Source organism: Lysobacter defluvii IMMIB APB-9 = DSM 18482, assembly GCF_000423325.1.
GTDB lineage: Bacteria > Pseudomonadota > Gammaproteobacteria > Xanthomonadales > Xanthomonadaceae > Novilysobacter > Novilysobacter defluvii.
In genome coordinates this window covers 83,231-100,906 of record NZ_KE384007.1, presented here as the reverse complement: position 1 = coordinate 100,906, position 17,676 = coordinate 83,231, and the positions used below count along the sequence as shown (strand labels likewise).

The window sequence follows — 17,676 nt, the reverse complement described above, 5'->3', positions numbered from 1 at the left end:
GTGGGCGCCAGGTAATGGCGCTCAGCCGGTGGCACGGCGCTCCGCCCGACGCAGCCACAGGCGCGCCAGCACCAGCCCGCCGACGATGTAGGGCAGGCACGCCGGCACCCACATCACCAGTCCGGCAAGCTGCTGGTCGACCAGCGGATCCAGCCCCAGCTCGGGTGCGCGCCAGCCATAGACCGCGTACAGCACCCGGCGCGAGAAGGTCAGCAGCGCCCCGAGGAACCCCATGGCCATCATCACCGCGATGATCGCGACCAGGGCGGCACCGACGCCGGTCTCCGGCTCGCGGATGCGATGCAGCAGCGCGGCCCAGAACCACAGCCCCGCCAGCAGGAAGCTGGCGTGCATCACCCAGTGCACCGCCTCGTTCTGCAGCGCGGCGGTGGTGGCGACCGGCAGGTGCCAGGCCAGCATCACGCCGACGTGTGCGGCGGTCGCCGTGCCGAGCCCCCCGGTGGCGAGCGCCTGCAGCCTTGCGGTGGCGCGGTGCAGGCGGGCCGACAGCCGGGCCGGCAGCACGTGCGCGATCGCCGCGGCCGGCCGGCCCGCCAGCAGCAGCGGCGGGACCAGGGCGAGCAGCAGCATGTGCTGGCCGATGTGCGCCGCGAGCGACCATTCGCCCATGGCGTCGAACGGCCAGATCGTCGCCAGCGCGAGCGCCAGCATGCCGCCCGCGAACCCGGTCGCCTGCAGCCGGTCAATTCCCGCCCCGGTGCCGGCGCGGCGCCACAGGCGCGCCAGACCGGCCGCGTAGAGCACGCCCAGCGCGAGCCATGGCAGCAGCACCCAGGGCGAGAGCGTCCACGCCGTGCCCCAGGTCGGCGGACCGTCGCCGGTCTGGTGCGCAAGCGCCACGGGGGTGGCCAGGAGAAGGGGCAGGGCGGCTAGGACACGGCTCATGTCGCGAGCGTACCAACCCGGAGTCCAGCGGGGCGCAATGCGACGCTTTCCCGCCGTGCCTACACGAGCCCTTGCGCACGCGGGTCTAGTCTGGGCGCGAACCTGGCCGCGGAGACGCGCGTGTACTTCTGGATGAAGGTCCTCCACATCGCCGCGATGTCGGTGTGGTTCAGCGGGCTGCTGCTGTTGCCGCGCCTGTTGCGCTGTCGCGCAGCGACGGGGGTTGCCACGCAGACGGGTCATTGGGTGGAAGCGGATCCGGCAATGCCCGAATTCGAGCTTCGGGCCGCGCGGCTGCTGTACTTCCGGGTGATGTCGCCCGCCGGCGTGGTCACCGTCGCCCTGGGCCTGGCGCTGGTGCCCTTCGCCGAGCCCGGTGCGTGGCTGGTGCTCAAGCTCGCGGTGGTCGCCTTCGCGGTGATGATCCACCTGTACCTCGGCGTGGGCGTACAGCGGTTCGAGCAGGGCAGGGCACCCGGCGCGGCCTGGCTCCAGCGGCTGGCGGGCTGGGCGCCGCTGATCCTCCTGGTCGCCCTTGCCGGGATCACCGGGGGCAAGCCGGTGACCGTGCCGCCGCTGCCGCCACCGCCGATGGCGGCGGGCGGCTGAGGCTGAGGCTTTATTCGCGCCCGATACTCGACGGCCCGGCGTTCTCCTCGGCGCCGCCCGGGCTGGCCGCGTCGTCCGAGCCATGCGGCCGGTGTCCGTATACGCCGACTCCGTGGTGGAAGCTGAGCGTGCCGCCCAGCCAGCCGGCGACGGCAAGCACGCCCGCCGTCACCAGTCCGTGGGCCAGGCCCCAGGGCCAGACCGCCGCCCCGGGATCCGGCAGGCGCAGCCACAGGCCCACGCCGGCGAGGGCAAGCACCATCACCGCGGCGATGAAGTGGCCCCACGCGGCCGGCTTGCGCCGCACCTCCGGCAACAGCAGCAGGTCGCCGATCCCGAACACTGCCGCCAGCAGTCCCATCACCAGCCCGCCCCCGGTCAGCCACAGCGAGAGCCGGGCCCAGAACCCGTCGCCGGTGAACAGCCACGCAAGGTCCGTCGCCGGCACCGCCATCAGAAAGGCGATCGGGAACACCACCACCATCGGATGGATCGGGTGGTGCATCACCGCCATCACGCTCGGGACCTTGCGGGCGTACTGCGGGTCGCTGGCGCGACCCCTGCTCCAGGGCGGGCGCATCACAGGGCCTCCGGGGTGCAGGGCGGGAGCATGAAGACCGGCACGGTGGCGAACACGATCGCCACCACCGACACCGCGGCCAGTGCCATCGCGACCCAGGCGAGCAGGCGCTGGCGCCGCGCCATGGAGGATCCGGCCGGTCCGGCCGGATCGCGCGCATCGCGCCAGCCGCGCCACATCATCCAGGCGACCGCCACGAGCGCAGGTATGGTCACGCCCACCAGCAGCCAGTTGAACCAGGACATGCCGGCGAACCGCCCCAGCGGCCAGCCGCGCGCGCAGGCCAGCCCCTCCAGGCTGTAGACCACCAGCAGGTGCAGCGCCCAGATCACCATGGGCGCGGCCACCAGGCTCAGGGTCCAGGGACGCCGGCCGCTCATGCCGACAGCCTCGGGAACACGTGGATCACCGCCCAGGCGACCAGCCCCTGCGCCGCGACATACCGCCACAGGGCCGCGGCAATGCGCGGCTCCAGCCGCTTCTCCGCGTCCACCAGCCCTGCGGCCGAGCGCGCCCACACGAAGGCCGAGACCAGCGCCGCGACCGCCACGTGGACCCAGTGGAATCCGGCCAGCGTCCACACCACCGAGGAGTAGGCGTGCCCGCGCGGGTCCCCGGCGACGTCGCCCAGCACCCACGCCTGCAGCGCGACGAAGCCCAGTCCCGCCGCGGTGGCGAGCACCAGCCACAGGCGCAGCCCGCGCGGCTGCCCGGCATCGCTCCGCTTCAGCGCCCGGCCACCGGCCACGGCGGCGGCGACCAGCAGCAAGGCGGCCAGCACCGGTACCCCGAGCGGGCCGACCTCCGCGGGCGGCGCCGGCCACGCCGGGGCGTTGAGCCACAGGTAGAAGTACGCGAACACCAGCGAGGCGAACAGCGACCCGTCGATCAGCAGCGACACCACGGTGGCCCACCAGCCCGGCGCGTTGGGCGCGGCGGCCTGTACCGGCAGCCACAGCCCCGGCTCGGCCTCGATCCGGGCCGGGGCATGGCGGTCTCCGGTCGTCCACAACCACCATGTCAGGACCGCCAGCAGCGGCAGCAGTCCGAGCACCGCGCCGACGTACACCTTGGCGATGAAGAAGGCGAGGATCACCGCGATCGACAGCGCCGCCAGGATCGGCGCCCAGCTGTTGGTGGCGACCCGCACCACCTGCTCGGGCCGTGCGCTCAGGATGCCGCTGCCGATCAGCTCGCGCTGGCCATGGCTTGCATCGGCCAGCAGGCCGCGCGGCGAGGCGGCTTCGGCGGCCGTTGCAGGGCGATCCCACAGCGGGTACCCACTGCCCACGCGCGGGATCGAGGCGAAGTTGTACGGCTGCGGGGGCAGCGCCAGCGCCCACTCCAGGGAGCCTGCGTTCCACGGGTTAGCCGGCGCGCGCCGGCCGTGGCGGAAGCACAGCGCCAGGTCGACGAGCACCGCCACCACGCCCACCGCCAGCGCGAAGCCGGCGGCGGTGGACAGCAGGTTGAGCCAGGACACGCCCAGTTCCGGCACGTACGTGTAGACCCGCCGCGGCAGCCCGGCCATGCCCGTCAGGTGCATCGGCAGGAAGACCAGGTTGAAGCCCAGGAACAGCAGCCAGAACCCGGCCCGTCCCAGCGTCTCCGACGGCATCCGCCCGCTCACCAGCGGCAGCCAGTAATACAGCCCGGCGAACATCGGGAACATCATCCCGCCGATCAGCACGTAGTGCATGTGGGCGACGATGAAGTGGGTGTCGTGCACCTGCCAGTCGAAGGGGACCAGCGCCACCATCACCCCGGTCAGCCCGCCCAGCACGAAGATGAAGAAGAAGCCGGCCAGGTACAGCATCGGCACGCTCATGCGTGGTCGCCCGGACCACAGCGTCGCCAGCCAGGCGAAGATCTGGATGCCGGTCGGGATCGCCACCGCCATGCTGGCCGCGCTGAAGAAGCTCAGCGACAGCAGCGGGATGCCCACGGTGAACATGTGGTGCACCCACAGCCCGAAGCTGAGGAAGCCCATGGCGATGATCGCCAGCACGATCCAGTGGTAGCCCACGATCGGCCGCTGGGCGACGGTCGCGACCAGGGTGGTCACCACCCCCGCGGCCGGCAGGAAGATGATGTAGACCTCGGGGTGGCCGAACAGCCAGAACAGGTGCTGCCACAGCAGCGGGTCGCCGCCGCGGGCCACCTCGAAGAAGGCGAAGCCGAAGGCGCGCTCGATCTCCAGCAGGATCGAGGCCAGGATCAGCGGCGGGAACCCGAACGCGATCATGAAGGCGGTGATCAGGATGTACCACGCGTACAGCGGCATCCGGTGGATGCCCATGCCCGGCGCACGCGTGACCAGGATCGAGACGATCAGCTCGACGGCCGCGGTCACCGCCGCGATCTCGGCGAAGGTCACGCCGATCAGCCAGAAGTCGGGACCCATGCCCGGCGAGTAGGTGCTGCTGGTCAGCGGGGTGTACATGAACCAGCCCGAGTCCGGCACCTCGCCGAACAGGAAGCTGGAGTACAGGAACAGCCCGCCGAACAGGTAGCACCAGTACCCGAACGCGCCCATGCGCGGGAACGGCAGGTCGCGCGTGCCCAGCATCTTGGGCAGCAGGTAGATCGCGAAGCCTTCCATGATCGGCACCGCGAACAGGAACATCATCGTGGTGCCGTGCATGGTCACGAACTGGTTGTAGCGGTCCGGGTCCAGCACCTCGTTGCCCGGCCAGGCCAGCTGCAGCCGGATGAACATCGACAGCAGCCCGCCCACCAGCATGAAGGCCAAACCGGTATAGACGTAGCGCATGCCCACTGAGCTGTGGAACACGCCGGTCAGGGTGCCGGTGAGCCCGGGCGGGTTGGACCAGACCTCGTGCAGGCGGGCCAGCCGCACCTGGTCGGCGGGGGAGTGCGGGGCGGGATCAGTCATCGGTGGAGTCCCCCCGTGTATCCGTTTGCGCACGCCGTGCGTCCGGGTGGCGGTCCGGCAGCGGGCCACCGCCCGCCGCGACCCACGCCTCGTATTCCGCCGGGGGCACCACCACCACCTCGAAGGCCATGTGGGCGTGGTCGCGGCCGCAGAACTCCGCGCACTGGCCGCGGATCGGCACGGCCTGGTCGGCGCGCAGGCGCAGCAGGTTGGTGCGGCCCGGGATCGCGTCCATCTTCCCGCCCAGGCGCGGGACCCAGAAGCTGTGGATCACGTCCCCGGCGGTGATGCGGAACTCCACGTCGCGTCCCTGGGGCATGACCAGCACGTCCCGGGTGGTGGCCAGCGGCTCGCCGTCTTCCCCCAGGTAGCGGAAGGTCCAGAACCATTGCCGTGCGTGCACCCCGATCGCATGGTCCGCCGGCCGGTCCATGGCCATCACCCGCCACCCGGTGGCCGTGCCGTGCACCAGCAGGGCGGCAAGCACCGCCACCGGAAAGGCCAGGCCGCCCAAGGCGATCATCAGGATGCCGCTGCGGAACGGGGGCGCGTCCGGGTCGCGGACCATGGCGCGCCACAGCAGCACCATGACCAGGGTGAGGATGACCATCGCCCCGCCGGCCATGATCCACCAGGTGCGCGCGATCCCCTCGGCCGCGGGACCGGCGGGATCGAGCATCGACTGCACGCCGCTGCAGCCGCTGCCGGCCAGCACCACGGCGGCTGCGACGCACAGGGAGGCGGTCATGTGCGACCGCGGGCGCGACCTCGGGGCCGGTCCTGACAAGCCATGCTCCACTGGGACGGATGGCGGCCATTCAGCCACGGGTTCGGGAAAAGCCCGGTGAAAGGACGCGCATCCGCCGGTGCCGTGGCACAATTGCCGGTCCCGTGGGCCGTTAGCTCAGTCGGTAGAGCATCGGACTTTTAATCCGCTGGTCGATGGTTCGAATCCATCACGGCCCACCACTCCCGCCATTCCCGCGCACGCCGGAATCCAGGCACTCCCCGCTACGCCGCCTCGCAGTCCAGCAACTGCTGCAGCACGTCCTCGCCGTAGCGTTCCAGCTTGACCGTCCCGATCCCCGGCACCTGCGCGAGCGCGTCCAGGTCGTCCGGCGCCGCCTCGGCGATCGAGCGCAGGGTGGCGTCGTGGAAGATCACGTAGGCCGGCACGTTCTGCTCGCGTGCGGTTTCGGCGCGCCAGCGGCGCAGGGCCTCGAAGCGCTGGCGTTCCTCCAGCGACAGGTCCTCGAGCGAGGCGTCCACGGACGCGCGCTGGCGGGTGGCGCGCGGGGGACGTGCGGCGTCCTTGCGGAAGGTCAGCTCGCGCTCGCCGCGCAGGACCGGGCCGGCGGCCTGGGTCAGGCGCAGGGCGCCGTGGCGTTCGTGGTCGGCTTCCAGCAGCCCCAGCGCGACCAGCTGGCGGAACACGCTGCTCCACTGGCGGACCGGGAGCTCGGCGCCGATGCCCCAGGTGCTCAGGGACTGGTGGCCGTGCTGTGCCACCTTGTCGGTGGGGGTGCCGCGCAGCACGTCGATCACGTGCCCGGCGCCGAAGCGCTGGCCGGTCCGGTACACGCAGCTCAGGGCCATGCGCGCGGCCTCGGTGCCGTCCCAGCACTCGGGCGGGTGCAGGCAGTTGTCGCAGTTGCCACAGGCGCCGGCGTGCTCCTCGCCGAACCAGCCGAGCAGGGCCTGGCGCCGGCAGCCGGTGGACTCGCAGAAGCCGAGCAGGGCATCGAGCTTGCGCAGCTCCAGCCGCTTGCGCTCGTCACCGGCCTCGCCCTGGTTGATCAGCATCCGCAGGTTGACCACGTCGCCCAGCCCGTAGCTGAGCCACGCCTCGGCGGGCATGCCGTCGCGGCCGGCGCGGCCGGTTTCCTGGTAGTAGCCCTCGATCGACTTGGGCAGGTCTACGTGGGCGACGAAGCGCACGTCCGGCTTGTCGATGCCCATGCCGAAGGCGATCGTCGCCACCACCACCACGCCGTCGCCCTGCAGGAACCGGCGCTGGTGCTCGGCGCGTACCTGCGCCTCCATGCCGGCGTGGTAGGGCAGGGCGTCGATGCCGGCCTGCTGCAGTTGCTCGGCGACCGACTCGACCCGGCGGCGGGAGAAGGCATAGACGATCCCGCTCTGGCCGCGGTGGCGGGCCAGGAAGTCGAGCAGCGCGCGGGTACCACCGCCGTCCTTCTGCACGACGGTGTAGCGGATGTTGGGCCGATCGAAGGAGCTGGTGAAGCGCCGCGCGTCCTGCAGGCCAAGGCGCTCGGCGATCTCCTCGCGGGTGGGCGCGTCGGCCGTGGCGGTCAGCGCGATGCGCGGCACGCCCGGCCAGCGCTCGTGCAGCACCGTCAGCTGGCGGTACTCGGGACGGAAATCGTGGCCCCACTGGGACACGCAGTGGGCCTCGTCAATTGCGAACAGGGCGATGCCCGGGCCGGCGTGGGCGCGGTCCAGCAGCGACAGGAACCGGGGCGTGAGCAGGCGCTCCGGCGCGACGTAGAGCAGGTCCAGGTCGCCGCCGAGGAAGTCACGCTCAACGGCGGCGACCCCGGCCGCGTCCAGGGTGGAGTTCAGGAAAGCCGCCTTCACGCCCAGCTGGCGCAGGCCCTCGACCTGGTCCTGCATCAGCGCGATGAGGGGCGAGACGACGATGGCGCAGCCGCCGCGCAGCAGCGCGGGGAGCTGGTAGCACAGGGACTTGCCGCCGCCGGTGGGCATGAGCACGAGGGCGTCGTTGCCCCCGGCCACGCAGTCGACGATCTCCGCCTGCTCGCCACGGAATCCCTCGTGGCCGAAGGTGGTGCGGAGCAGTTCCAGCGCAGCCTGTTGCATGCCGCACAGGGTACCAGCCGGGCCGGCCGGGGGCGGTGGGAAAAGCGCCCCCGCCGGCCTGGGAAAACAGCGGTTACTGCAACAGCGAACGCAGCATCCAGGCGTACTTCTCGTGGGTCTGCAGGCGCTGGGTCAGCATGTCCACGGTCGGGTCGTCGCCGGCGTCGTCGGCGGTACGCAGCACCCGGCGCGCGGTCCGGCACACCGCCTCGTTGCCAGCGACCAGCTGGGCGACCATTTCCTTCCACTCCGGCGCACGGTCCAGCCCGGTCTCCTCCTCGATCGAGGTCAGGGCGATGAACTCCTGGTAGGAGCCGGGGGCGTTGTAGCCCAGGGCACGGATGCGCTCGGCGATGTCGTCCAGCGCCTCCCACTGCTCGGTGTACTGCTCCTCGAACATTGCGTGCAGGGCGTTGAACATCGGCCCGGTCACGTTCCAGTGGAAGTTGTGGGTCTTCAGGTACAGCGTGTAGGCGTCGGCGAGGAACGCCGACAGGCCGGTCGAGATCTCCTTGCGGTCCCCGTCCTCGATCCCGATATCGAGCTGCGGGGCGCGCGAATCGTTCCCCGGCGAGGCGGCCGGGCGGGTTCGCACGCCTCCTCCCTTCGTGGCCTTGGTGGCCTTCACGGTGCTGCGGGTCTTCTTCGCGGTTGCCATGTCGTGAGTACTCCTGGGTCGTCAGCGGCGACAATTGCCAGCAATGAAACCTACCCCCCGCCATGACAATTCCCCGTCACGACGCCGCGGCCGCAAGGGTGGCCCGGTGCCGCCGCTGCTGGCGCGCGGGCGCGAGGCGATCGACACCGCGCTGAGCCGCGACCGCGGCCGGCTGATGGGCCTGTGGTCGCGCTGGCGCGAGTCGCCGGAAGACGACGACCGCCGCGGCCGTTTCGAACAGGCCGTGGCCGAGTCGGCGGCGCGCCGCGAGGCCCGCGCCGCCCGGCTGCCCAGCGCACCGGTCGACACCGGCCTGCCGATCGCCGCCGAGGCCGACCGCATCGTCGAACTGATCCGCGACCACCAGGTCGTGGTGATCGCCGGCGAGACCGGCTCGGGCAAGACCACCCAGATCCCGAAGCTGTGCCTGGCCGCCGGCCGCGGCGCGGCGGGGATGATCGGCTGCACCCAGCCGCGGCGGATCGCCGCGCGCGCCGTCGCCCGCCGGGTCGCCGAGGAGCTGCAGGTGCCGATGGGCGGCGCGGTCGGCTACCAGGTGCGCTTCACCGACAACGTCGGCGAGGACACCGCGATCAAGTTCATGACCGACGGCATCCTGCTGGCGGAGATCGCCTCCGACCGCTGGCTGTCGCGCTACGACACGATCCTGATCGACGAGGCCCACGAGCGCAGCCTCAACATCGACTTCCTGCTGGGTTACCTCAAGCAGCTGCTGGCCAGGCGCCGGGACCTGAAGGTGATCGTGACCTCGGCGACCATCGACACGGCGCGCTTTTCCGCCCATTTCGGCGAAGCCCCGGTGGTGCAGGTGGAGGGCCGCGGGTTCCCGGTCGAGGTGCGCTACCGGCCGCTGGAAGGCGAGGGCGAACGCGAGGGCGAGCGCACGGTCACCGACGGCATCGTCGCCGCCTGCGACGAGATCACCCGCGAGGACCCGCGGGGCGACGTGCTGGTCTTCCTGCCCGGCGAGCGCGAGATCCGCGACGCCCACCAGGCGCTGGAGCGGCGCAAGTACCGCCATACCGAGGTCCTGCCGCTGTACGCGCGGCTGTCGGTGCGCGAGCAGGACCGGGTGTTCAACCCCGGTCCGCAGCGCCGCATCGTGCTGGCCACCAACGTCGCCGAGACCTCGCTGACGGTGCCGCGGATCCTGTACGTGGTCGATCCCGGCCTGGCCCGGGTCAAGCGCTACAGCCCGCGCGGCAAGCTCGACCGCCTGCACATCGAGCCGGTCAGCCAGGCCAGCGCCAACCAGCGCGCCGGGCGCTGCGGGCGCATCGCGCCCGGCACCTGCTACCGGCTCTACAGCGAGGCCGACTTCGAGTCGCGGCCGGAGTTCACCGACCCGGAGATCCGCCGTGCCGCGCTGGCCGGCGTGATCCTGCGGATGCTCTCGCTCGGGCTGGGCGAGATCGACCGGTTCCCGTTCCTGGAGCCGCCGGACAGCCGGGCCATCGCCGACGGCTGGCAGGAGCTCGGCGAGCTCGGTGCGATCGACGACAAGCGCGCCATGACCCCCACCGGCAAGCTGATGGCACGCCTTCCGGTGGACGTGAAGCTGGGCCGGATGCTGGTCGCCGCCAACGACAAGGCCTGCCTGCGCGAGATGCTGGCGATCGCCTCCTTCCTGGGCATCCAGGACCCGCGCGAGCGGCCGCCGGAGCAGCGTGCCGCGGCCGACAACGCGCACGCGCAGTTCGTGGACTACAGCTCGGAGTTCGTCGGCATCCTGAAGCTGTGGAAGGCCTACCAGGACGCCCACGAGGAGCTGACCCAGTCGCAGCTGCGCAAGTGGTGCGAGAAGAACTTCCTCGGCTTCCTGCGCATGCGCGAGTGGCGCGAGCTGCATCGGCAACTCAAGGTGCTGGTGCAGGAACTGGGGTGGGGCATCGAAACCGGCGGGTCATCCCCGCGCACGCGGGGATCCATGGACCGCAGGGGCCGCGACGGCCAGGTCGCAGCTGAAACCGCTCCTGCGGCCCATGACCCGGCAGATGAAGCAGCCGGTGTCCGCCTCTCCGCCGCCGAATACGCCAACCTCCACCGCGCCATCCTCACCGGCCTGCCCACGCAGCTCGGCCACCGCATTCCGCCCTCCGGCAAGCCGGCCGGGGGACGCAAGCCCGGCGAGCGCCGCCCGCCCGCGGAGTACGAAGGCCCGCGGGGCCGCCGCTTCGGCCTGTTCCCGGGCTCCTGGCTGATCCGCAAGCCGCCGCCCTGGGTGCTCTCGGCGACGCTGCTGGACACCGAGAAGGTGTGGGCGATGACCAACGCCTCGATCGAGCCGCAATGGGCGATCGACGAGCTCGGCCACCTGCTGTCGCGCCGCCAGTTCGACCCGCGCTGGTCGCGCTCGCAGGGGCGGGTGCTGGGCAGCGAGCAGGTCAGCCTGTTCGGGCTGGTGCTGGCGCCCAGGCGCCCGGTGCACTACGGCGGCCTGTTCCCGGAGGAGAGCCGGGCGATCTTCGCCCGCGACGCGCTGGTCACCGGCGAGATCAACACCCGCAGTGCTTTCCTGGCCCGCAACCTCGAGGTGCTGGAACGGGCCCGGGAGGAGGAGGCCAAGCAGCGCCGTGCCGGCATCGTCGTGGACGAGGACTGGATGGCGCGCTGGTACCTGGACCGGCTGCCGCCGCATGTGCACAACGCCCAGGCGCTGGACGCCTGGTACGCCAAGCTGCCGGCGAAGGAGAAGGCGGCCCTGGAGTGGTCGCTCGACGACCTGCTGGTCGGCGACGAAACCGACGCCGCGCGATTCCCGCCCGTCATCGCCCTGGGGCAGGCCCGGCTGGAGGTGAAGTACCGGTTCGACCCGGGCGCGCACGACGACGGCATGACCGTGATCGTCCCGCTGCACCTGCTCAACGCCCTGGACCCGGTTCGGCTGGGCTGGCTGGCGCCGGGCTTCGTCGCCGACAAGGCGGCGGCGCTGATCCGCTCGCTGCCCAAGGCGCAGCGCCGCAACTTCGTGCCGGCGCCGGACTTCGCCAACGCCTTCACCGAGGCGCACCCCGGCGTGGACGAGCCCGATGCGTTCACCGGCACGCTCGCTCGCTTCCTGCGCCGGCTGACCGGCGCCGAGGTGGCGCCGACCGATTTCGACGAATCGGCGCTGGAGCCGCACCTGCGCACCAACCTGCGCCTCCTCGACCGCGACGGACGCAGCGTGCTGGCCGAGTCGCGCGACCTGGAGGACCTGCGCGCACGCTTCGGCGAGCGCGCGGCGCGGGCGTTCGCCGCGCGTGCGGCGGAGGGACTCGGCCGGCGCGGGCTGGTCGCCTTCCCGGACGAGCCCATCCCCGAGAGCGTCCCGGGCGCCGCCGGCGTGCCGGCCTGGCCGGCCCTGCACGACGACGGCGACAGCGTGTCCCTGCAGGTGCATGCCGACCGCGCCGTGGCCCGGCGCAACCACCCGCGTGGCGTGCGCCGCCTGCTGCGACTCGCCCTGGCCGACCGGTTGCGCCAGGCGCGCCGCCAGCTGCCGGTCAAGCCCAAGACCGGGCTGCTGTACGCGGCGATCGAGTCCACCGCGCCGGAGGCCGCGCGCCGCGAGGGCGACCAGTTGCGCGTGGACCTGGTCGAGGGCGCCTTCGATGCCCTGTTGCAGCAGGCCGCCGAGGAACTGGCCGGCATCCGCGACCCCGAGGCCTTCGCCACCCTCCGCGACTCGATTGCCCAGCGCCTGTTCCCGGAAGCGGTCGAGCGCCTCGGCCAGGCCGAGCGCATCCTCGAGGCCGTGGCCGAGGCCCGCGCCAACCTGGAGTCCCCCCTGATGGGCTGGGCCAGCGGCAACCTCGACGACATGCGCGCGCACCTGGCCGAACTGGTGCCCGCCGGCTTCCTGCGCGACGTCCCGGCGGCGGCCCTGGCCGAGTACCCGCGCTACCTGAAGGCACTCGCCCTGCGTGGCGAGCGCGCACTGCGCGATCCGCTGCGCGACCAGGCGCGGATGCTGGAACTCAAGCCCTTCGCCGACGCACTGGCCGAGGCACGCGAGCGCGGGGAGGCCGACGATCCGGAGTGGCAGGCGCTGCGCTGGGACCTGGAGGAACTGCGGGTCTCGCTGTTCGCGCAGGAGCTGGGCGCGCGGGGCGGCGTCTCCCCCAAGAAGCTCGCGGCCCGCCTGTCCCGCGTCCGGGAGTAGGTCGGAAGGATCGCGGCGGGGAGGCGGCTGCGAGGGTTGTTTACTCCACCCGCTCCACCTTCGCCCGCGTGTTGTAGCCCTCGACCTGCATGTACCAGACGCCGAACATGCCCGGCGCGATGGTCACCTTGAGGTCGTTCCCGCTCGCCCCCACCAGGGTGGCGGCGTCGGTCTGGCGCCAGACCTGGCCGTTGTCCAGGCGGTACAGGCGGCCCTCGCCGAAGCCCTCGAAGGGGCCCCGGATCCGCGCTTCGACCTTTTCGTTGCTGCCCGCGGACAGGAAGCCGCGGCGCTCCTGCACGACCCGCTCCTCGGTCCGCTGGCTGACCCGCCGGGATTCCTCGCGGACCGTGTTCCCCAGCCACCGGTTCAGCGCGGCCAGTTCGTCCGGGTCGAGCTTGTGCAGGCCGGCGTCGCGGAATTCCTCCCCGTTCATCTGCTGCTCGATCGGGGCGGTGGCGTCCTGCGCGGCCGCCGGCAGGGCGACGGCAAGGGCCAGTGCCAGGGCCGGCATGCGGAGGCGGGACAGGTGGACGGGGTTGCGCATCGGGCTGTTCCTGCAGGCGGTGGACGGCGATAGTGTAGGCACGAACCCCCGCCCGCCGGTACACCCGCCCCACGGCTCGCCATGAGCGCTCCCGACCCCGAACCCGCCACCCTCCTGGACCGCGCCGAAGCCGGGCGGATCCCGGCCGGACTGTTGGAGCAGATGCGCGGGGCCGTCGCCGGTGGAGGGGCCGCCGAAGGCGCGCACGACCCGCCGGAGGTCGTCGGCTCTATGCTGGAAGCGCTGGCGCTGCTGGACGCCGACGGCGACACCCTCGCCGCCGCGCTGCTGCATACCTGGCCGGGCGTGCTCGACGCGCTGGGCGGGCCGAAGCTGGAGGCCGACCACCCGCGCATCGCAGGGCTGCTGGAAGGGCAGCGCGCGGCGTCGCCGGTATGGGCGCTGCACGCCGAGCGCGAGGAGCACCACCACGGCGCCGGCAGCGAAGGCCTGCGCCGGCTGCTGCTTGCGATCGTGCGCGACCTGCGGGTGGTGCCGATCCTGCTGGCCCGGCAGCTGGCACGCATGCAGCACGCGATGGCGCTGCCGGAGGAACGGCGGCTGGCACTGGCCCGGCTAACCCGCGACATCCACGCCCCGCTGGCGAACCGGCTCGGCATCTGGCAGCTGAAGTGGCAGCTGGAGGACCTGGCCTTCCGCTACCTGCACCCGGATACCTACAAGCAGATCGCGCGGCTGCTGGACGAGAAGCGGGCCGACCGCGAGCGCTACATCCGGGAGGTCATCGAGACCCTGGACGGCGCGATGGCGGGCAACGGGATCCGCGCCGACATCGCCGGACGGCCCAAGCACATCTACAGCATCTGGCGGAAGATGCAGCGCAAGCAGGCGCCCATCAGCGAGCTCTACGACCTGCGCGCGGTGCGGATCCTGGTCGACGACGTCGCCGCCTGCTACGCGGCGCTGGGGGTGGTGCACGCCACCTGGATGCCGATCCCGAGCGAGTTCGACGACTACATCGCGCGGCCCAAGCCCAACGACTACCGCTCGCTGCACACTGCGGTGGTGGGTCCGGAGGGAAAGACCCTGGAAGTGCAGATCCGCACCCGGGACATGCACCGCCAGGCCGAGATGGGCGTGGCCGCGCACTGGAAGTACAAGGAGGGCGGCGGCACCGACGCCGCGCTGGAGCGCAAGGTCGCGTGGATGCGGAGGCTGCTGGAGTCCGGTGGCGGCTCCGACGATGCGATCCTCGCCGGCGAGCTCGACAGCGAGCTGGTCGAGGACCGCATCTACGTGCTCACGCCGAAGGGCGAGGTGATCGACCTGCCCGCGGGGGCGACGCCGCTGGACTTCGCCTACCGGGTGCATACCGAGGTCGGGCACCGCTGCCGCGGGGCCAAGGTGGATGGTCGCATCGTGCCGCTCAACCACCGGCTGCAGAGCGGCGACCGGGTCGAGATCATGACCGCGAAGACCGGCGAGCCGCGACGGGACTGGTTGCTGGAGTCCAACGGGTTCCTGGCCAGCAGCCGCTCGCGCGAGAAGGTCCGGGCCTGGTTCCACAAGCTCGACCGGGCCCGCAACGAGGCCGAGGGCAAGGAACTGCTGGACCGGGAACTGCGCCGGCTCGGCCTGCTCGGCGCCGACCTGGCCCCGGCCTGCGAGCGCTTCCACCTCGACAGCGTCGGCGAGCTGTACGTGCTGGTCGCGCTCGGCGACCTGGGGCCGCACCAGATCGGCCGCCTGCTCGCGGAGCATGAGCGCTTGCGCGACGCACCCGAGCCCGCGGCGCCGGTGGTGCAGGTGTCGAAGTCGAGCGGCCCGGCGCGGCCGCATGCGGACGCCTTCACCGTGCAGGGGGTGGACAACCTGCTGGTGCAGATGGCCCGCTGCTGCCAGCCGGTGCCGGGGGATGCCATCGCCGGCTACCTGACGCGCGGGCGCGGGGTGACCGTGCACCGCGCCTCCTGCGCGACGCTGCGGCGGCTGGCCGGGAAGCACCCCGAGCGCGTGCTGGAAGTGGAGTGGGGCAGCGCGCGCGGCGGTTACGAGGTCGACGTCGAGGTGCTCGCCGTCGACCGGAAGTGGCTGCTCAAGGAAATCACCAACCTGATCGCCCAGGCCAACGTGCAGCTGCTGGCGGTCAACACCGACTCGCAGCGCAACGGGGCGCGGGTGCGGATCCGGATGCGGCTGAAGGTCGGCGACTTCGGTCAGCTTTCGGCGCTGCTGGGCCGGTTCTCCGGGCTGGCAGGGGTGGAGGAGGCGCGGCGGGCCTGACGGGTGCCGGGGGAGCCCGCCCCGGCTGGGCGCCTGCCCGCGCTACCGGGCGAGGAGTTCGCGGACCACGGCGCGGGCGGCGTCCGGGGAGAAGTGGCGGCGCACGTTCTCGCGGCCGTTCGCCGACAACCGGTGCCACAGGTCGTCCTCGTCGAGCAGCCGCAGCACGGCGTCGGCGAAGGTGTCGGCCTCGCCGGCGAGCATCACGTCCCCGCCCGGGACCAGGTGCATGCCCTCGACCGCGCAGTTCGTCGCCACCACCGGCAGGCCGTGGGCCATCGGCTGGTTGACCTTGCCCTTGACCCCGGCGCCATAGCGCAGCGGGGCCACGGCGACCCGGCACCCCTCCAGCCACGGCGCCAGGTCCGGCACGTGGCCATGGACCCGGACCCCGGGCTGCTCGCCCAGGGCGGCGATCCGCGCCGGCACGTCGCCGCCGATGCAGTGGAAGAGCACCCCGGGACGCTGCGCGCGCACCCGCGGCCAGATCTCCCCGACGAACCACTCCACTGCATCCACGTTGGGCGGGTGGCGGAAGCCGCCGACGAACATCACGTCGCGGCGCTGCTCCAGCGGCAGGCCCTCTCCGCCGGGTTCGTGCAGGTTGGACAGCACTTCGACCCGGGCCCCCGGCGCGTCCTCGCGCAGCAGCGCGCGCTCGACCTCGCTCACCACCAGGGTGGCATCGCTGCGGCCGATCACGTCCAGCTCCAGTGCCCGGGTGCGGTTGGCCGCCCGCAGCGCCGCGGGATCGCCGGACACCTCGGCCCCGCGGCGCTCGCGCAGGTAATGCAGGTCGACGCTGTCGAACACCAGCTTCGCCCGCGGGGCATGGCGGCGCAGCAGCGGCAGCATTTCGCGCATGACGTAGTGGCGGCTCACCAGCGCCACGTCGAAGCGCGGCCCGTGCTCGCGCAGCCAGGCCGGCCAGCGGGCCATCTGCGGCGCATGCCAGGCCTCGATTCCCAGCCGCTGCAGGGCCGTGGTGTAGTCGCCGTCATGGCCACGATCGGCGGCGGCGAACACCACGTGCGCCCCTTCGTCGCGCAGCAGCCGCATCAGGTTCACCAGGCGCAGCGATCCCGAATCACGATCGGGCCGCGGGGTCAGTGCATCGACCACCAGCACCGTCCGCCCGTACAGGCGGTCGGTGAGCGCGGTCTCCGGCGCCCCGGGGGCGGGGTGGCGGGCCAGCGCATCCGCCCAGCGCTCCGCAAAGCGTTGCTGGTTGACGACCTGGTGGGCCTTGACCCCGTGGCGGGTGTCGGTCCCGGCGGTCGCGCCCTCCACGTGCACCACCTCCGAGAAGGGGTTGCACAGCACCTGCAGTCCGCGGGCGCGGACCTTCATCGCCAGGTCGGTGTCCTCGTAGAACGCCGGGGCGAAGTGGTGGTCGAACCCGCCCAGCTCCTGCATCAGCGCGCGCGGCACCGCGATCGCGGCGCCGGAGCAATAGTCGACCCGGCGCAGGAATGAGAACGCCGGGTGCGCCGGCTCGCGCAGCCGGCCGAGCTTGTCGGCCGAGCCATCGCGGTAGATCGCCCCGCCGGCCTCCTGCAGGCGGCCGTCGGGGTACAGCAGGCGCGCGCCAGCGATCCCCGTCCCCGGCTCGGAAGCGAAGGTGCCGAGCAGCGTGTCCAGCCAGCCCGGCTGGGGCACGGTGTCGTTGTTGAGGAAGACCACGTATTCGCCGCGGGCCAGCGCCAGACCGTCGTTGCAGGCGGCGATGAAGCCGCCATTGGCCGGCCGGGGGTGCAGCCGCAGGCCTTCCACCCGGCGCAGCAGCGCAAGGGTGTCGTCGCCGGAGCCGTCGTCGGCCACGATGATCTCGACCGGCGTCGCCGGGGGGTGCGCGGCGATCGAGCGCAGGCAGCGCACGGTATGCGCGCTGTGGTTGAAGACCGGGATCACGATGCTCGCCACGGGCGCGTCGCTGGCCGGCACGGTGAACGCGGCGAACGGGGCCTCGTCGGGCATCCATGCCGTGGCCCGTTGCGCCGTGGGCACCGGGCGCAACTGGCGCGCGACGCGCTCCAGCGTCGGCCGCAGCCCGCGGGTGCGCAGGCTGCCCAGGCCGCGCCAGGCCAGGCCGGTGGCGCGGTCGATCAGGAATCGCAGGTCGGCCGCGGTGATCGGCATCCAGGAACGGTCCGCTGTTCGGGGGCAGCAATGATAGGCGCCCGGGCGGATGAACCGCCGCCGGTCCGGCCACGAAAGGCCGTCCGGCGCC

General features: G+C 72.4%; 12 protein-coding genes and 1 tRNA gene. 4 read left to right on the top strand and 9 right to left on the bottom strand.

Annotation, left to right across the window (positions count from 1 at the left end; translation table 11 throughout):
- Positions 1 to 21 precede the first annotated feature (21 nt).
- Positions 22 to 906: a cytochrome c oxidase assembly protein gene (locus G545_RS14705; RefSeq protein WP_043711797.1), complete on the bottom strand. Its 885-nt coding sequence runs from the start codon at positions 904 to 906 to the stop codon at positions 22 to 24.
- Between the two features lie 120 nt (positions 907 to 1,026).
- On the opposite strand from G545_RS14705, the gene G545_RS14700 reads away from it, so the two are divergent.
- The gene (locus G545_RS14700; protein ID WP_052106923.1) at positions 1,027 to 1,515 is read left to right on the top strand and encodes a CopD family protein; all 489 of its coding nucleotides are present in this window, start codon (positions 1,027 to 1,029) and stop codon (positions 1,513 to 1,515) included.
- Positions 1,516 to 1,525: 10 nt separating this feature from the next.
- Here G545_RS14700 and G545_RS14695 read toward each other — a convergent pair whose 3' ends face one another.
- Genes G545_RS14695 through G545_RS14685 form a run of 4 tightly spaced genes read right to left on the bottom strand, consistent with a single transcriptional unit; the run spans position 1,526 to position 5,739 of the window.
- Positions 1,526 to 2,095, bottom strand: a complete 570-nt coding sequence (locus tag G545_RS14695) for a DUF2231 domain-containing protein (RefSeq protein ID WP_081677887.1) — start codon at positions 2,093 to 2,095, stop codon at positions 1,526 to 1,528.
- Positions 2,095 to 2,475, bottom strand: coding sequence for a hypothetical protein (locus G545_RS0112100; RefSeq protein WP_027070603.1), 381 nt, complete (start codon positions 2,473 to 2,475; stop codon positions 2,095 to 2,097). Before G545_RS0112100 ends, G545_RS14695 begins: the two co-directional genes overlap by 1 nt.
- A complete protein-coding gene (ctaD, locus tag G545_RS14690) occupies positions 2,472 to 4,991 on the bottom strand; it encodes a cytochrome c oxidase subunit I (protein WP_043711796.1) in 2,520 nt (839 codons plus the stop codon). The genes G545_RS0112100 and ctaD overlap by 4 nt, the downstream gene beginning before the upstream one ends.
- Positions 4,984 to 5,739, bottom strand: coding sequence for a cytochrome c oxidase subunit II (locus tag G545_RS14685; RefSeq protein ID WP_081677886.1), 756 nt, complete (start codon positions 5,737 to 5,739; stop codon positions 4,984 to 4,986). The genes ctaD and G545_RS14685 overlap by 8 nt, the downstream gene beginning before the upstream one ends.
- Positions 5,740 to 5,884: 145 nt before the next feature.
- On the opposite strand from G545_RS14685, the gene G545_RS0112085 reads away from it, so the two are divergent.
- Positions 5,885 to 5,960, top strand: a tRNA-Lys gene (locus G545_RS0112085).
- 42 nt (positions 5,961 to 6,002) lie between these two features.
- Here G545_RS0112085 and recQ read toward each other — a convergent pair.
- Positions 6,003 to 7,832 (bottom strand): DNA helicase RecQ, encoded by a 1,830-nt coding sequence (recQ, locus tag G545_RS0112080; protein ID WP_027070602.1) that lies wholly within the window; start codon positions 7,830 to 7,832, stop codon positions 6,003 to 6,005.
- A gap of 73 nt (positions 7,833 to 7,905) precedes the next feature.
- Positions 7,906 to 8,490, bottom strand: coding sequence for a Dps family protein (locus tag G545_RS0112075; protein ID WP_027070601.1), 585 nt, complete (start codon positions 8,488 to 8,490; stop codon positions 7,906 to 7,908).
- 43 nt (positions 8,491 to 8,533) lie between these two features.
- On the opposite strand from G545_RS0112075, the gene hrpA reads away from it, so the two are divergent.
- Positions 8,534 to 12,655, top strand: a complete 4,122-nt coding sequence (gene hrpA, locus G545_RS0112070; protein WP_081677885.1) for an ATP-dependent RNA helicase HrpA — start codon at positions 8,534 to 8,536, stop codon at positions 12,653 to 12,655.
- Between the two features lie 40 nt (positions 12,656 to 12,695).
- Here the strand turns inward: hrpA and G545_RS0112065 are convergent, their stop codons facing one another.
- Positions 12,696 to 13,202, bottom strand: a complete 507-nt coding sequence (locus G545_RS0112065) for a hypothetical protein (protein ID WP_036136902.1) — start codon at positions 13,200 to 13,202, stop codon at positions 12,696 to 12,698.
- Between the two features lie 81 nt (positions 13,203 to 13,283).
- On the opposite strand from G545_RS0112065, the gene G545_RS0112060 reads away from it, so the two are divergent.
- Positions 13,284 to 15,446: a RelA/SpoT family protein gene (locus G545_RS0112060; RefSeq protein WP_027070598.1), complete on the top strand. Its 2,163-nt coding sequence runs from the start codon at positions 13,284 to 13,286 to the stop codon at positions 15,444 to 15,446.
- A gap of 42 nt (positions 15,447 to 15,488) precedes the next feature.
- Here G545_RS0112060 and G545_RS0112055 read toward each other — a convergent pair whose 3' ends face one another.
- Positions 15,489 to 17,585 (bottom strand): glycosyltransferase, encoded by a 2,097-nt coding sequence (locus G545_RS0112055; RefSeq protein ID WP_027070597.1) that lies wholly within the window; start codon positions 17,583 to 17,585, stop codon positions 15,489 to 15,491.
- Between the last annotated feature and the right edge of the window lie 91 nt (positions 17,586 to 17,676).